The organism is Hymenobacter daecheongensis DSM 21074 (assembly GCF_900141805.1).
Taxonomy (GTDB): domain Bacteria; phylum Bacteroidota; class Bacteroidia; order Cytophagales; family Hymenobacteraceae; genus Hymenobacter; species Hymenobacter daecheongensis.
The window spans coordinates 195,531-210,569 of record NZ_FQYN01000004.1 but is presented as its reverse complement, the minus strand read 5'-3'; the positions used below and the strand labels follow the sequence as shown (position 1 = coordinate 210,569).

Below are 15,039 nucleotides of genomic sequence, written 5' to 3'. Positions count from 1 at the left end.
TGTCATTGCGAGCGAAGTGAAGCAATCCGTCTTGGACAATGCGCTAAGCTTTGTAAACAGAAAAGCCCTGACGTATGCATACGTCAGGGCTTTGTGGTGAAAAGGAGCTTTTTACATTTCAGAGGACGGATTGCTTCGCGTTGCTCGCAATGACAGTTAAGCCGTGGTCAAAACCGCATCGATGGCGCGCTGGTAGCAGGCCTCGTACAGCGGCAGAATCTTACCTACTTCAAACTCCTCGGCGCGGGCGCGGGCGGCTTCCTTGAAGCGGGGCAGGTTCTCCTCTTCCAGCACGTAGAGGGCGTTTTTAACCATATCAGTTACGTCGCCGATTTCGCTGATCATGCCCGTCACGCCGTGTAGGTTCAACTCCGGAATGCCGCCGGCGTTGGTGCTGATAACCGGCACTTCGCAAGCCATGGCTTCCAGCGCAGCCAGGCCGAAGCTTTCCTTTTCCGAAGGCATCAGAAACAGGTCGGCGATGCTGAGGACTTCCTCCACGGCTTCGAGCTTGCCCAGAAAGCGGATATCGTCGCAGAAGCCGATGTCGCGGCAGAGCTTCTCGATGCGGGGCCGGTCGGGGCCGTCGCCCACGAGCAGGAGCTTGGCCGGAATCTGGCGGCGCACGCCGGCGAAGATGTTCACCACATCGTCCACGCGCTTCACTGAGCGGAAGTTGCTGGTGTGCACCAGCAACTTCTCGCCGTTGGGCGCAATGGCAGCCTTGAAGTGGCCCTTGTTCTGCTTTTTGAAGCGCTCCAGGTTGATGAAGTTTGGAATCACCTCAATGTCCTTCTCAATGGCGAAGTACTCGTAGGTTTCCTTGCGCAGATCCGCCGAAACGGCCGTCACGCCGTCCGATTGGTTGATGCTGAACGTGACCACCGGCTCGTAGCTGGCATCTTTGCCCACTAGCGTAATATCGGTGCCGTGCAGGGTGGTGATGACCGGAATGGTGAGGCCTTTGGTGCGCAGAATCTGCTTGGCCATGTAGGCCGCCGAGGCGTGCGGAATGGCGTAGTGCACGTGCAGCACGTCGAGCTTCTCGTTCTGCACGATATCCACCATTTTCGAGGCCAACGCCAGCTCGTAGGGCGGAAACTGGAACAGCGGATAGGGAGGAATATAGACCTCGTGGTAGAACAGGTTCTCGTTGAAGAAATCGAGCCGGACGGGCTGGCTGTAGGTGATGAAATGGACCCGGTGGCCCTTCAGCGCCAGCGCTTTACCTAGCTCGGTGGCCACCACACCGGAGCCGCCAAAGGTGGGATAACAGACAATTCCGATGTTCATGGCAGGGGGGTGGGCGAGGGGCACGGGCAGGGGAGAGGGGAAAACAAAAATTGGCGGTAAGTCATCTGGTCCAGATGCCTCACCGCCAATTGCAGGTCAGGAGAAAACGAGGGCGAAACAACAGATCATGACTTGACCAAAGACTTGTAGATAACGTCGTGGATGCGCGTACGGATGTTGTACTGGCGCAGTTTGTTGTTGCCACCGTCGGGGTACACCCGATTGGAAAGAAAGATATAGAGGATTTTGTTTTCCGGGTCCATCCACACGCAGGTGCCCGTGAAGCCGGTGTGCCCAAAGGTACTGGCCGGCGACAGATTCGAAGTCGGGCCCTCGGGCTTTTCGGGGTTGCCGTGGTCCCAGCCCAGGCCGCGGCGGTTGCCAGCCACCTGGGTGCGGGCAAACTCCGTAACGACCGGCGTCTGGAAGTAGCGGTGGCCACCGTAGCGGCCGTTCTGCAGATCCATCTGCATCAGGATGGCCAGGTCGTTGGCATTGGCAAACAAGCCCGCGTGGCCGGCCACACCGCCCATCAAGGCAGCCGTCTGGTCATGCACGGTGCCCTGGAGCTGGGCTTTGCGGTAGTAGGTGTCGTTTTCGGTGGGCGCGATGCAGTCTTTGGAGAAGCATTCCAGCGGGTTATACTTCATCGAAGCCAGGCCCAGCGGGGCATAAAACGTCTTCTGCAGAAACTGGTCGATGGGCTGGTTGAGCAGCTTTTCGCTCACCCGCTTCAGAATCATGAAGCTCAGGTCGCTGTATTCGATGGGGTATTTGCCCTTTATTTTGGGCAGCAGGCTGGAGCGCACAATCCAGGTCCAGACCGAGTCGTTCACGGCCTTGGTGCTGAACGTGCCGGGCACTACCTCGTTGGGGAATTCGTCGGAGCGGGTGCTGGCGTAGAACGTGGGCTTGAGGCCGTTGCGGGTCACGGTCCGCTCCCAGGTCGGGATGCCGGGCTTGAGGCCGGCCTGGTGCAGCAGCACGTCGCGCACGGTCATGTCGCGCTTGTTGGAGGTGCGCAGCTCGGGCAGGTAGTCGGCTACTTTCGCATCGAGGCTGAGCTTGCCCTGGTCCTTCAGGTACATCACTGCCTGCAGCGTACCGGCCACTTTGGTCACCGAAGCCAGGTCGTAAATCGTGCTGCTCGACACCTGCTGCGACTTATCGTAGGTGGAGTAGCCGTAGCTTTTATCAAACACCACGGCCCCGTCTTTGGCCACCAGCACCTGGCAGCCCGGCGCCGCCGCATATGCCACCGATTCCAGCGCAATGTTGTCGATCTGGGCCAGCACTTTCGAGTCCAGGCCCTCGCTTTCCGGCGTAGCGTAGCGCAGGCGGCGGAAATCCGGGGTGGGCAGGCCCGTGCCGGCCTTCAGCGTCGGCGACACCGTGACGGGCAGCTGGCCCTTGGCCGGCAGCGCCCCAAACAGCACTTGCGGCACCACCAGCTGCGAGGCGTAGTTGTCTTCGTAGCCGCACACCAGCGTGCGGGCATCTTCCAGGTATTTCAGCGCGTAAGCATTGCCCATGGCCACCACCACGGTTTTCAGCTTCGGGTTGGCCTGCAATTGCTTGATGAATTTCAGCGTACCGTCGCCGAGGCCGTAGTTGTGGGCCGGCGTGTTGTTCATGCCGTGCAGGCTCACCACCACCACGTTATAAGGCGTCAGCCGGCTTTCTATGCGCTGAAAAGTAGAGTCCGGCGCGTAGCGGTTAGCCACCGAATACACCGGCCCGCTCTGATACTTGTTCATGATGGTGGCATAGGTGCCACCGGCCGGCGTGCCCACCGTAACGGAGGCAATGCGCAGGGTATCAAGGCGGTGGAAGGGCAGAATGTCGTCCTGGTTTTTCACCACCGTCACGGCGTGCTCATAAATCTGCTGTTGCACGGTGCGGCTCAGCGGCCGGTTCAGGTTTTCCACCAGGTTGGGCACATCCACGGGCTGGTAGCGGTTGAGGCCGGCCCAGTACTTGGCCCGCAGAATCTTACGCACGCGGGCATCGATGTCTTCCTGCGTGATTTTGCCCGCCGCCACCGCTTCCCGAATACGCTGCAGGCCCAACGGCACATCTTCCGAAAACAGCAGTACATCGTTGCCCGCAATCAGGGCCAGCGCGTCCAGCTCGCCGGGCTTATACAGGTTCGATACGCTCTTCATGTTCAGCGCATCGGTGAAAACCAGCCCTTTATAGCTCATCTTCTCCTTCAGCAGTCCCGTCACGAGGCTGCGCGAGAGGGTCGTGGTCTGGGTCTTGATGGTATCGAACAGCGGCATGTAGAGGTGGGCCACCATCACGCCCATCACCCCGGCCTCAAACGACTTTTGAAACGGATACAGGTCCACGTTGGTCAAGCGGGCCATGTCGGTGTTCACCACCGGCAGCGCCACGTGCGAGTCCACATCCGTGTCGCCATGACCGGGAAAGTGCTTAGCTACGGCCATAATGCCATGATCCTGCAGCCCCCGGATGTAGGCCACGCCGCGCTTGGAAACCTGCTCCTTGTTCTCGCCAAACGAGCGGTTGCCAATCACCGGATTGTCGGGGTTAGAATTGACGTCGATAACCGGCGAAAAGCTCACGTGCACGCCCAACGTCTTGAGCTTGAGGGCAATTTCGCGGCCCATCTGGTACACGTACTGCTCATCGTCCATGGCCCCGAGGGTCATGGCTTTGGCGAAGTGCATGCTGGAGTCGAGGCGCATATCGAGGCCCCATTCGGCGTCCATGGCCACCAGCAGCGGTACTTTAGCCAGGGCCTGGTAGCGGTTGGCCAGCACGGCCTGGCGCTTGGGGCCGCCCTGCAGAAACATCACGCCGCCCACGCCATAGGTGCGCACCATCTCGTCGATGTGTTGGGCGTGTTTTTTATCCTTATTGGAATACGCGGCCACCATAAACAGCTGGCCCAGACGCTGGTCGGGCGTGAGGGAGCTGAATACGCTGTCGACCCAGGTTTGCTCGGCCACCGACATCGGCCGTCCGCCCCGGTCGCGGGGAGCTGCCGAGGTGATGACCAGGCCCGTTACGGCCAGCAGAAGCAATAAAAGTCTAATCCGAAAATCCTTGAGCATCGGCTCTTATGGTAGCGTCGTGAGGTTGAATCAGAGCGGAAATAGCCCTACTTTTGCATGCCTTGGAAGGGAGGTTTTCAGCCGGGTTGGCCGCCTGTATTGCGGGCCTTGCGCCCCTCGCCTCTGCCTCCTATAACGCGCCGGATTGGAATTTCGTCCGTTGCTAAGCACACTAAAGTTGGCCGCAAACTTACGGAGAAATTCCCGGCACGGCACCCCAGTTGGCGTTGGCGGGTCAATTTTTCGGCGGCTAACCTCTTCATAATCAACTTCAGTAACGTGCCCGATGGCGGATGTGATTCAGTTGCTGCCCGAGTACCTGGCCAATCAGATTGCGGCGGGCGAGGTGGTGCAGCGCCCGGCCTCGGTGGTGAAAGAGCTGCTCGAAAACGCCGTGGACGCGGGCGCTACCCAGGTGCAGCTCATCGTGAAGGACGCCGGCAAGCAGCTCGTGCAGATTGTGGACAACGGCACGGGCATGAGCCCTACCGACGCCCGGATGAGTCTGGAGCGACACGCTACCAGCAAGATTCGTTCCACCGAAGATTTGTTCCGCATCCGCACGCTGGGCTTCCGCGGCGAGGCGCTGGCCTCCATTGCGGCCGTGGCCCAGGTAGAGCTGCGCACCAAAAAGCGCGACCAGGACACCGGTACGCTGCTGCTCGTTGAAGGCTCGCAGATTACCAGCCAGCAGCCCGTGGCCTGCCCCGACGGCACCAGCATTGCGGTAAAAAATCTGTTCTTCAACGTGCCGGCCCGGCGCAATTTTCTGAAAACCAACGCTGTGGAGATGCGCCACATCCTGGACGAGTTCCAGCATGTAGCCTTAGCCAATCCGCAGATCACCTTCTCGCTCTACCAAAACGACCTGGAGGTGTTCAACCTGCCGGCCGGCCGGCTCAGCCAGCGCATCGTGGCGCTGCTGGGCAATGGCTATAAGGAGCAGCTGGCCGCCTGCGAAGAAGTAACGCCGTTTATCACCGTAAAGGGCTTTATCGGAAAGCCGGAGTCGGCCAAGAAGAGTAGGGGCGACCAGTTTTTCTTCGTCAACAACCGCTTCATCCGCTCGGCTTACCTCAACCACGCCGTGCTGGCCGCCTACGAGGGCCTGCTGCCCCGCGACACGCACCCGTTCTACGTGCTGTTTCTGGAGCTGGACCCCAAGGCCATCGACATCAACGTGCACCCCACGAAGACGGAAATCAAGTTCGAGGACGAGAAAACCGTGTACGCCATCGTGCGGGCCGCTGTGAAGCAGAGCCTGGGCATTCACAACATGGCCCCGTCGCTGGACTTTGAGGGCGACGTGAACTTCGCGCCCATTCAGCCGCTGCGCTCCTCGGCCGGGGCCAACTCCTTCACCGACGACTTCCGGCCCGATGCGCTGGCTTCGGCTGCCGCCCGCGCCGCCGCGCCCAAAGGCAAGGACGAGCCCGCGCACCCGCGTAGCGCCGCCGGCAATGCGCCCGCCCGCCCCACCGAGCAGGCCAAGCGCGACCTGGAAGAGTTTTACCGCTCCCTGGGCCAGACCGTGGTGCCCGACCTGCCCGCCACGGCGCCGCAGATTCCGGATTTTGGCGAAGAAAAAACTACGCTGCCCGCCGCCGTGCCGCCAACTCCGGCCGCGCCGGAGCTGCCGTTGCGCGAGGCCACCGGCGGCCCCGGCAGCCGCGTGATTCAGGTAAACCAGCAGTATCTATTAGTGCCGGTAAAGTCGGGGGTGATGCTGATTGACCAGGTGGCGGCCCGCGAAAGAATCCTGTACGAGCAGTACGTGCAGGGCCTGGAGCGCGAAAGCGTCGGGGCCCAGACGCTGCTGTTTCCGCGCACCGTCACCTTCACGCCCCAGGATTTTGCAGTGCTGCGCGAAGTGGCCGACGATCTGCACGCGCTGGGCTTCCGCTTCGCTGAGTTTGGGCCTAATACCATTGCCGTGGAAGGCCTGCCCGCCGATGTGCCCAACCGCGACGAAAAAGAGCTGCTGGAAGGTCTCATCGAGCAATTCCGGACCCACGCCGGCCCCGTGCGCCTGGAGCGGCGCGAAAAAGTGGCCCGCGCCCTGGCCCGCCGCGTGGCCGGCACCAGCGACAGCGCCCGCCTCTCCGATCAGGAAATGGCCGCGCTGGTGGATCGGCTTTTTGCCTGTGCCGTGCCCGGCTACACCCCCGACGGCCGCCGCACGCTGGTGCTGCTGGAGCTTAGCCAGCTCCAGGACTTTTTCCGTAAGCCCTAGCGCCCGCGCCGCTTTTGCGTAGACCCAGCGGCGGCGGCCGCTCCTTTCTTCCCGCGTACTTTCCCTCGCGCTACTCTGCCCTTCATGTTCAATCTGACCCCCACGGTTCGTACGCTGCTTTTTATCAACATCGGCGTTTTTATTCTGCAGACGCAACTGGCCAGCCGGATGAATTTTCTGGCCCTGTTTCCCGTCGAGTCGGCCTTTTTTCAGCCCTGGCAGTTCGTCACGTACATGTTTATGCACGGCGGGCTGGGCCACATCTTCTCCAATATGTTCGGCCTGATTTCCTTCGGCCCGCTGCTGGAGCAGCGCTGGGGCGCCAACCGCTTTCTGGCCTTCTGGTTGATTTGTGGCGTGGGGGCGGGCGTGCTGTATTCGGGGGTACGGTATTATGAAATCAACCGCATGCGGCAGGATATCGAGGTGTTCCGGCAAGATCCTTCCGATGTACACCTGCAGGATTTTGTGGAGAATAATATGAAGGAGTACGCCGATGCCTTCGCGCCCGTCGTGCGCCAGCTCCACGCCACCCCCGACGACCAGCAGCTCGTTCAGGGCGCCCTCACCTCGTTGGAGGATATGTACGCCCGCGGCCTCAACTCGCCCATGCTGGGTGCTTCCGGGGCCTTGTTCGGTATTCTGTTCGCCTTCGCCTACCTGTTTCCGAATACCGAATTGATGCTCCTATTCTTTCCGTTTCCCATCAAGGCCAAGTACTTTGTGGCCATGTATGCGTTGTATGAGCTGTACAGCGGCGTACACCGCACGCCCGGCGACAATGTGGCGCACTTCGCCCACTTGGGCGGAATGTTGATCGGGTTTATCCTGTTGAAAATCTGGGAGCGAGGCCGCGCCCGGTTCTACTGAGTTTCTGCCCCATGAGTATCGTAAACGACATCCGCACCGCCTTCAGCCGCCGCGACAACGCGCTGAACCAGCTGCTGCTGATCAACGTCCTGGTGTTTGTCTTTCTGGTGCTGGTGAAAGCCGTTTTGTGGCTTTCCGGCTTCCAGCCCTACTTCGCCAACGTGCTGCGGCAGTTCGTGCTGCCCTCCGATCTGCCCGCGCTGCTGCGCCACCCCTGGACGCTGCTCACCTACGCCTTCACCCACGAGGGCTTCTTCCACATCTTTTTCAACCTGCTGAACCTGTACTGGTTCGGGGCGCTGGTGCGCGAATACCTCGGCGACCGGCGGCTGGTGAGCCTCTACATTCTGGGCGCGCTGGTGGGCGGAGTCGTGTTCGTGCTGGCCTTTAATTTGCTGCCGGTGCTGCGGCCGGCCGTGGGCACGCCGCTGCTGGGCGCCTCGGCCGGAGTCACGGCCATCGTAATGGCCGCCGCCACGCTGCTGCCCGAATATACGTTCAGCCTGTTTCTGATCGGGCCGGTGCGCATCAAGTATATCGCCGCCTTCGTCATTCTGATTTCGGTCATTGCCATCAATCAGGGCAATCCGGGCGGCGGCATTGCCCACATCGGCGGGGCGCTGCTGGGCTTCTTATTCATCCGGCAGCTGCAGGCGGGCCGCGACCTGGGCCGCCCCGTGCTGGCCATCGGCGACTGGGTGGGCAACCTGGTTTCGGGCCGCCCCAACCTGCGCGTATCGCACCGCAGCCGCCCCGCCGAAGCCCCCACCGCCACCCGCAAAACCGCCCCCATCAAACCCGAACAGGAAGAAATCGACGGCATCCTAGACAAGATTTCCCGCTCCGGCTACGAGAGTCTGTCGAAAGAAGAAAAGCAGAAGCTGTTCAAAGCCAGCCAGAAGTAAAAGAGGGCGGGTTGGCCCATAAGAAGAACGTCATTCCGAGCGAAGCCGAGGAATCTCGCGTGCAGTCGTTGCCAAAGTAACTGTCATCCTGAGCTTGCGAAGGACCTTATGCCAGTTGAACGAATATCGTAACAACGATTTGCTCAGCCGTGATAAGGTCTTTCGCAAGCGTACGCCAGATGAAGGATGACAAAATAGAAAAGGGCCGCCCTGCGTAGCAGAGCGGCCCTTTTCTGTGGGATGAAGTGCTGATTTAAACAGCAGCCGTCATTTTATCCAGTGCATCCATTACTTCCTTCACGTGGCCGCGCGACGTTTCCAGCAGCGCCTTCTCGTCGTCGTTCAGCTGCAGCTCAATTACTTTTTCAATACCGTTGCGGCCCAGAATCACCGGAGCGCCGAGGTACACGTTGTCCATGCCGTACTCGCCTTCCAGCTTGATGCACACGGGGAACACGCGGCGCTGGTCGCGCACGATGGCTTCCACCATCTGCGCAGCGGCCGCGCCAGGCGCATACCAGGCCGAGGTACCCATCAGCTTCACCAGCTCGCCACCACCGTTGGTGGTGCGCAGCACGATGGCATCCAGGGTTGCTTTGTCAATCAGCTCCGTAACGGGGATGCCGCCCACGGTGGTGTAGCGGGGCAGGGGCACCATCGTGTCGCCGTGGCCGCCCATGAGCACAGCCTGAATGTCTTTCGGGCTCACGTTCAGGGCCTCGGCCAAAAAGGCGCGGTAGCGGGCCGTATCGAGGATGCCGGCCATGCCGAATACCTTCTCGCGAGGCAGGCCGGAGGTGAGGTGGGCCTGGTAGGTCATCACGTCGAGCGGGTTGCTGACAATGATAATAATGGCGTTGGGCGAGTATTTCACCACCTGCTCCGTCACCGATTTCACGATGCCGGCATTGGTCGAAATCAGGTCGTCGCGGGTCATGCCGGGCTTGCGGGGCAGGCCGGAGGTAATCACCACCACGTCGGAGTTGGCGGTGCGGCTGTAGTCGTTGGTGACGCCCACGGTGCGGGAGTCGTAGCCGATAATGGGGGCTTTCTGCCAGATATCCAGAGCTTTGCCTTCGGCGAATCCTTCCTTGATATCAACGAGGACGATTTCGTTGGCAATTTCGCGGGTGGCCAATACATCGGCGCAGGTAGCGCCCACATTGCCAGCTCCAACAACGGTTACTTTCATCGGGTGGAAAATTGAGTTTGAAGAGTTAGAATCGGAGCCGTAAAGCTAAGGAGAAGCGAGGAGTTAGGAGCCAGAAGTTAGGAGAAGTGAATGGCCCCAGCAGGAAACTTTACTTCTAGCTCCTAACTCCTAGCTCCTAGCTCCTCAAAAACAGCTACATCCGCTTCACCACCAGCACCCGCTGGGTTTCCTCCGTCACTTTAAACCGCTCATCGGGCCGGAAGCCGACGACCCAGGCAATCTTACCATCACCCGAAACCAGCACCCACACGCTGCTTTTGAGGTTGAGCGGCACCTTCTGGTCGATGAGGAAGTCGGAGAGGAGCTTTTTGCCCTTCATGCCGATGGGCATAAACCAGTCGCCTTCCTGCCAGGGGCGTACCGTGAGCGGGAATTTGAGCTTATCGGCATCCAGCGCGGCCACGGCTTTGCCCTTGGGCACGTCGAAGCCGGCGGCCTCGGCCAGATCCAGGCGCAGGTGCAACCCGTCGATTTTGAGCACTTCCTGCCCGGCCATTATCTGGTGGGTGCCGAACTTGGTGAGGTTGCGGCGGGTGATGACCAGCTGCTCCCGGTCCTTTACCAGCAGGTGCGTCGGCGACTCGAAGCGGCGGCCCGAGGGCGCATGGAACGCGGCCACAATGTCCTTCACTACTAAATAGGAGAAGCCGAACGGCCGCAACATCTCGTGCAGCACCAGCGCCGTGGCGGCCGTAGCCTGCAGGGTGGCAATGTTCAGGTACGTCACTTCAGCCTCCTCGTGCTGGGCGGCGCGGGCCGTATCGGCCACGTAGCGGCGCACGATTTCCTCGGCCCCGCCCACGCGCTCGGCGGTGATTTGCAGGGTGTGGTCGAGGTTGGGATTTATTTCGCGCAGCACGGGCAGCACGTCGTGGCGGAGGCGGTTGCGCTGGTAGAGGGTGCTGTCGTTGGAGGCATCTTCGCGCCAGATCAGGTGGTTTTCTACCAGGTAGTCGTACAGGTCGCCTTTGGCCATGCCCAGCAGGGGGCGCACCACGCGGCCGTTTTTGGGCCGGATGCCGTGCAGGCCGGCCAAGCCGGTGCCGTGGGTGAGGTTGAGCAGCATCGTTTCGGCCGCGTCGCGCTGGTGGTGAGCGGTGGCAATGTAGTCGAGCCCTTGGGTCTGGCGCAGACGCTCAAACCACTCGTAGCGCAGCGTGCGGGCCGCCATCTGCGTCGAAATGCCTTCCTGCTCGGCAAAAGCCTTAGTCTGGAAAAACTCGGCGAAGTAGGGCACCTCGTACTTCTTGGCCAGCTTGCGCACGAATTCCTCGTCGGCATCGGCCTCCTGGCCCCGCAGGCCGAAATGGCAGTGGGCAATGGCAAAGGGCACCGCCAGCCGGTGCAGCACATCGGCCAGCACCACCGAGTCCATGCCGCCGCTCACGGCCACCAATAGCTGATCGGTAGGGGCGAAAAGCTCGTTTTCCTGAATGTATTGGCGGACGCGGTCAAGCATGGGAGTTGGGAGCTAGGAGTTGAGAGCTAGGAGGTAGAAGCTAAGGCTAGGTCTAAGCTCCCCTCCTTTTTTCAAGGAGGGGTTGGGGGTGGTTCCGTCGTTGAACGGTTTTTTTAGAGCTAATTAATCGTTCAACGACTTCCTAGCTCTAGCTGACCACCCCGCCCTTCGGGCACCCCTCCTTGAAAAAAGGAGGGGAACTAACTCCTGACTCCTAGCTCCTAACTTCTAGCTCCTCAAAAAATGCACTACAATGCAAAGATGGGCGTTACCGGCGGGCCTTCCGTACCTTTGCTGTGAAATGCCGTCGATAAAGTCACTTTTTCTGTTTCTGGCCGCGCTGCTGCCCCTGGTTTCCGTGGCGCAGCAACGGCCCCGGCCCACGTCGGCCGCCCCGCAAAAAGGCCAGCGCATCCAGCTGCTGCCCGGCACCCGCGAGCTGGTGGGGGGCACCTTCAATGGAGTTGAAATCCGCAAGCTGCTAGGCAACGTGAGCTTCAAGCAGGAAAACACTTTCCTCTACTGCGACTCGGCCTACCAGTACCTCGACCGCAATGCCATTGAGGCCTTCAGCAACGTGCGCATCGTCGACAACGATACCGTGACCATCACCGGCGACCGGGGCACCTACGACGGCGACACCCGCAAGGCCCGCATGACCGGCAACGTGACCATGCGCGACCCCCGCATGACCCTCACCACCCAGGTGCTCGACTACGACCTGAGCAAAAATCTGGCGTACTACAGCACCGGCGGCCACCTCGTAGACCCCGAAAACACGCTCGACAGCCAGTACGGCTACTACAATACCACCAGCAAGGTGTTCAGCTTCAAGCGCGACGTGCACCTGGTGACCAAGGAAAACGACATCACCACCGACACGCTGCAGTATAACACGCTGAGCAAGATTGCCTATTTCTTCGGCCCCACGCGCATCAAGGGTAAGCAGGGCAGCATCTACGCCGAAAATGGGTCATACAACACCGTGACCAAGGTTTCCAACTTCCAGCGCAACGCCAAGATTGAAACGCCGAGCTACCTGCTGGGCGGCGACAAGCTGGTGTATGACGAGGTGCGGCAGTACGGCGTGGCTACCGGCCACGTCTCGATGACTTCCAAGAAGGACAACATTGTGCTGCGCGGCGACGTGGGCCGGTACTGGCGGGCGCTGGGCCGCACCAAAGTGTACGGCAGCAGCCCCGTGATGCGCAACATCTCCGACGGCGATACGCTCTACCTGGCCGCCGACACGCTGGTGAGCGTGGAAGGCCGCCCGCCCCGCAACACGGCCGGCGTGCTGTATGCCTACCCGCGGGTGAAGATTTTCCGCAAAGACCTGCAGGGCCGCTGCGACTCGCTGACCTACGACCGCCAGGATTCCATCATCTACCTCAACAAGCAGCCGATGCTGTGGGCCGATAAAAACCAGCTCACCGCCGACAGCATGGACCTGCGCCAGCGCAAGGGTAAGATTGACCAGATGCGCCTGTACGCCAACTCGTTCATCATTGGCGAAGACACGCTGCTGAACTACAACCAGGTGAAAGGCCGCAACATGGTGGCCTACTTTGTAGATAGTAAAATAAAAAAAGTGAACGTGCTTGGCAACGCCGAGAGCCTCTACTTTGCTCTTGATGGCGACACGGCCCTGACGGGCATGAATCGCGCCGTGAGTGCCAACATGGCCCTGCGCTTTGCCGACAATAAGCTCGAATCCATTACCTACCTCACCAACGCCGATGCCAGCTTCATTCCACCGCACGAGCTGAAGGACCCCGACCGCCGGCTGAAGGACTTCCGCTGGCGGCCCACGGAACGGCCCACGCGCCGTCTGGTGTTGGGCAAGCACTTCGCCCTACCCACCAAAGCCAAAAAGCCGAAGGCCCGCCCCAGATCGAAACCCAAAACCACGACGACCAGACCAAAGGCTGTGAAACGGGCCGCTCCGGCCAAAGCTGCCCCCGCAACGCCCCGGCCTAAGGCCCGCTAGCCCCACCCGGCCCCACCTTTGATTCGGCTTCGCAATCCGCTACCTTTGCGCCCCTTATGCTGCACTTTCGCCCTGCCTTTTTTATTCTATTCCTGAGCACGTTGCTGCTGGCGTCGTGCACGGGCTACCAGAAGCTGCTCAAAAGCAGCGACGTGACCAAGAAGTACGAAGCCGCGGTGCAGTACTACGACAAAGGCGACTTTTTCAAAGCTGGTACCCTGCTCGAAGACTTGGTGCCCTTGCTTAAAGGCCGCCCCGAGGCCGAAAAAGCCCAGTTCTACTTCGCCAACACCAACTACCAGCAGCGCAACTACGTGCTGAGCGCCTACTACTTCAAGGCCTTTGCCGACACGTATCCGAACTCCATCTACACGGAGGAGGCAGGGTTTCTGTACGCCAAATCCCTGTTCCGCGACTCGCCCGAGTTTGAGCTGGACCAGACTAACACCTACACCGCCATCGAGGCCATTCAGGATTTTCTGAACCGCTACGCGGAAAGCAAGTTCCGGCCCGAGGCGGAAAGTATGTCGCTGGAGCTGCAGAAAAAGCTGGAAAACAAGGCATTTGAAAGCGCCCGTCTGTATTATCAGGTGCGCTACTACCAGTCGGCCGTCACGGCGTTTACCTCGTTTCAGCAACAGTTTCCGTCCTCGGCCTACAACGAGCAGGCCGCGTTTCTGAAGCTAAGTGCGCAGTATAGCCTGGCCAAGGAAAGCGTGCCCGAAAAGCAGCTGGAACGCTACCGCGAGGTGATTCCGTTCTACCAGTTCCTGCTCGACACGTATCCGCAGAGCAAGAACCTGAAGGAAGCCGAAACCATGTACGTGGCCGCCCAGGCCGAAATTGCCAAGCTAAAGCCCGCCGGCACGGCCGCTAATTAATGTGCTGATTTTTTGATGTGCTGATGTGCTGATTTTTCAATGTGAGAATGTCCTGAGTGAAAAAAGGAACGTCAGCACATTAACACATAAGCACATTAGCACATTAAAGAATCAGCACATCAGCACATTAACAAATCAGCACATCAACATCATGAAAACTCCGAACAACGTATCCGCCTCCATCGTGACCCGCAACATGTCGGATTTTGCCGCTACAACCGGCAATGTGTACGAGTCGCTGGCTATCATCTCGAAGCGGGCCAACCAGATTTCCGTGAAGCTGAAGGAAGAGCTGAACGGCAAGCTGGCCGAGTTTGCCACCACCGTGGACAACCTGGAGGAAGTATTTGAAAACCGCGAGCAGATCGAAATCAGCAAGCACTACGAGCGCCTGCCCAAGCCTACCAACCTCGCCATCGAGGAGTTTCTGGAAGGCAAAGTCTACTTCAGCACGCCGTCGGAGTTCGACGAGAACGGCAACCTGCGCGTAGTCGAGTAAGCTGCTGATGCCGCTACAGGGCCGCCGGATTTTGCTGGGAGTATGCGGCAGCATTGCCGCATACAAAGCCGCCATGCTGGTGCGTCTGTTGGTGAAGGCCGGGGCCGAGGTGCAAGTCATTCTGACGGCCTCGGCCTCGGCCTTTGTTACGCCCCTCACGCTGGGCACGCTGTCGAAAAAGCCGGTCCTGACGGGCTTTCTGAAAGACGAAACCGCTGGCGAGTGGCACAACCACGTGCAGCTGGGCCTGTGGGCCGATGCGCTGCTGATTGCGCCGGCCAGCGCCAACACGGTGGCCCAGTTGGCCAACGGCCATTGCCCCAACCTGCTGGCGGCCGTGTACCTCTCGGCCCGCTGCCCGGTATTTTTGGCCCCCGCCATGGACCTGGATATGTACGCGCACCCGGCCGTGACGGAAAACTTCGCGCGCCTGCGCCGCTTCGGCAACCACGTCCTCGACTCGCCGGCCGGCGAGTTGGCCAGCGGCCTCTCCGGCCCCGGTCGGATGCTGGAGCCGGAAGACATTGTGGCCGAACTGGAGCGGTTCTTTACCAACGGCAAATAATGGTGTGTCATGCTGAGCTTGTCGAAGCATCTCTACCGCTTCGTCTGAATA

11 protein-coding genes are annotated in these 15,039 nt (G+C 60.1%); 7 read left to right on the top strand and 4 right to left on the bottom strand.

What is annotated here, in order from left to right; all coding sequences use genetic code 11:
• Window positions 1-156: 156 nt before the first annotated feature.
• Together bshA and BUB62_RS09055 are read right to left on the bottom strand one after the other, a co-directional pair.
• Window positions 157-1,293 carry an N-acetyl-alpha-D-glucosaminyl L-malate synthase BshA gene (gene bshA / locus BUB62_RS09060; protein ID WP_073108984.1) on the bottom strand — a complete coding sequence of 379 codons (1,137 nt, stop codon included), beginning with the start codon at window positions 1,291-1,293 and terminating at the stop codon, window positions 157-159.
• A 125-nt stretch (window positions 1,294-1,418) separates the two neighbouring features.
• Window positions 1,419-4,373: a serine hydrolase domain-containing protein gene (locus tag BUB62_RS09055; protein ID WP_073108982.1), complete on the bottom strand. Its 2,955-nt coding sequence runs from the start codon at window positions 4,371-4,373 to the stop codon at window positions 1,419-1,421.
• Between the two features lie 286 nt (window positions 4,374-4,659).
• On the opposite strand from BUB62_RS09055, the gene mutL reads away from it, so the two are divergent.
• From mutL to BUB62_RS09040, 3 genes are all read left to right on the top strand, one after another.
• Window positions 4,660-6,606, top strand: a complete 1,947-nt coding sequence (gene mutL, locus BUB62_RS09050) for a DNA mismatch repair endonuclease MutL (protein ID WP_073108979.1) — start codon at window positions 4,660-4,662, stop codon at window positions 6,604-6,606.
• Between the two features lie 84 nt (window positions 6,607-6,690).
• Window positions 6,691-7,476, top strand: coding sequence for a rhomboid family intramembrane serine protease (locus BUB62_RS09045; protein ID WP_073108977.1), 786 nt, complete (start codon window positions 6,691-6,693; stop codon window positions 7,474-7,476).
• Between the two features lie 11 nt (window positions 7,477-7,487).
• On the top strand, window positions 7,488-8,381 hold the full coding sequence (locus BUB62_RS09040; RefSeq protein ID WP_073108975.1) for a rhomboid family intramembrane serine protease: 894 nt from the start codon (window positions 7,488-7,490) through the stop codon (window positions 8,379-8,381).
• 253 nt (window positions 8,382-8,634) lie between these two features.
• On the opposite strand, the gene mdh is transcribed toward BUB62_RS09040, so the two are convergent.
• Both mdh and tilS read right to left on the bottom strand, forming a co-directional pair.
• Window positions 8,635-9,573 (bottom strand): malate dehydrogenase, encoded by a 939-nt coding sequence (gene mdh / locus BUB62_RS09035; protein WP_073108973.1) that lies wholly within the window; start codon window positions 9,571-9,573, stop codon window positions 8,635-8,637.
• A gap of 154 nt (window positions 9,574-9,727) precedes the next feature.
• Entirely contained in the window at window positions 9,728-11,053 is a 1,326-nt protein-coding gene (tilS, locus tag BUB62_RS09030) for a tRNA lysidine(34) synthetase TilS (protein ID WP_073108970.1), read from the bottom strand.
• A 301-nt stretch (window positions 11,054-11,354) separates the two neighbouring features.
• Here tilS and BUB62_RS09025 point away from each other — a divergent pair, with 301 nt between their 5' ends.
• The 4 genes from BUB62_RS09025 to BUB62_RS19795 all read left to right on the top strand — a co-directional run bounded on the left by BUB62_RS09025 (window position 11,355) and on the right by BUB62_RS19795 (window position 14,988).
• On the top strand, window positions 11,355-13,043 hold the full coding sequence (locus BUB62_RS09025; protein WP_073108968.1) for an OstA-like protein: 1,689 nt from the start codon (window positions 11,355-11,357) through the stop codon (window positions 13,041-13,043).
• Window positions 13,044-13,099: 56 nt separating this feature from the next.
• Entirely contained in the window at window positions 13,100-13,924 is an 825-nt protein-coding gene (locus tag BUB62_RS09020) for an outer membrane protein assembly factor BamD (RefSeq protein WP_073108965.1), read from the top strand.
• A gap of 151 nt (window positions 13,925-14,075) precedes the next feature.
• A complete protein-coding gene (locus tag BUB62_RS09015; protein WP_073108963.1) occupies window positions 14,076-14,423 on the top strand; it encodes a DNA-directed RNA polymerase subunit omega in 348 nt (115 codons plus the stop codon).
• Between the two features lie 7 nt (window positions 14,424-14,430).
• The gene (locus BUB62_RS19795; RefSeq protein WP_084538951.1) at window positions 14,431-14,988 is read left to right on the top strand and encodes a flavoprotein; all 558 of its coding nucleotides are present in this window, start codon (window positions 14,431-14,433) and stop codon (window positions 14,986-14,988) included.
• Window positions 14,989-15,039 lie beyond the last annotated feature (51 nt).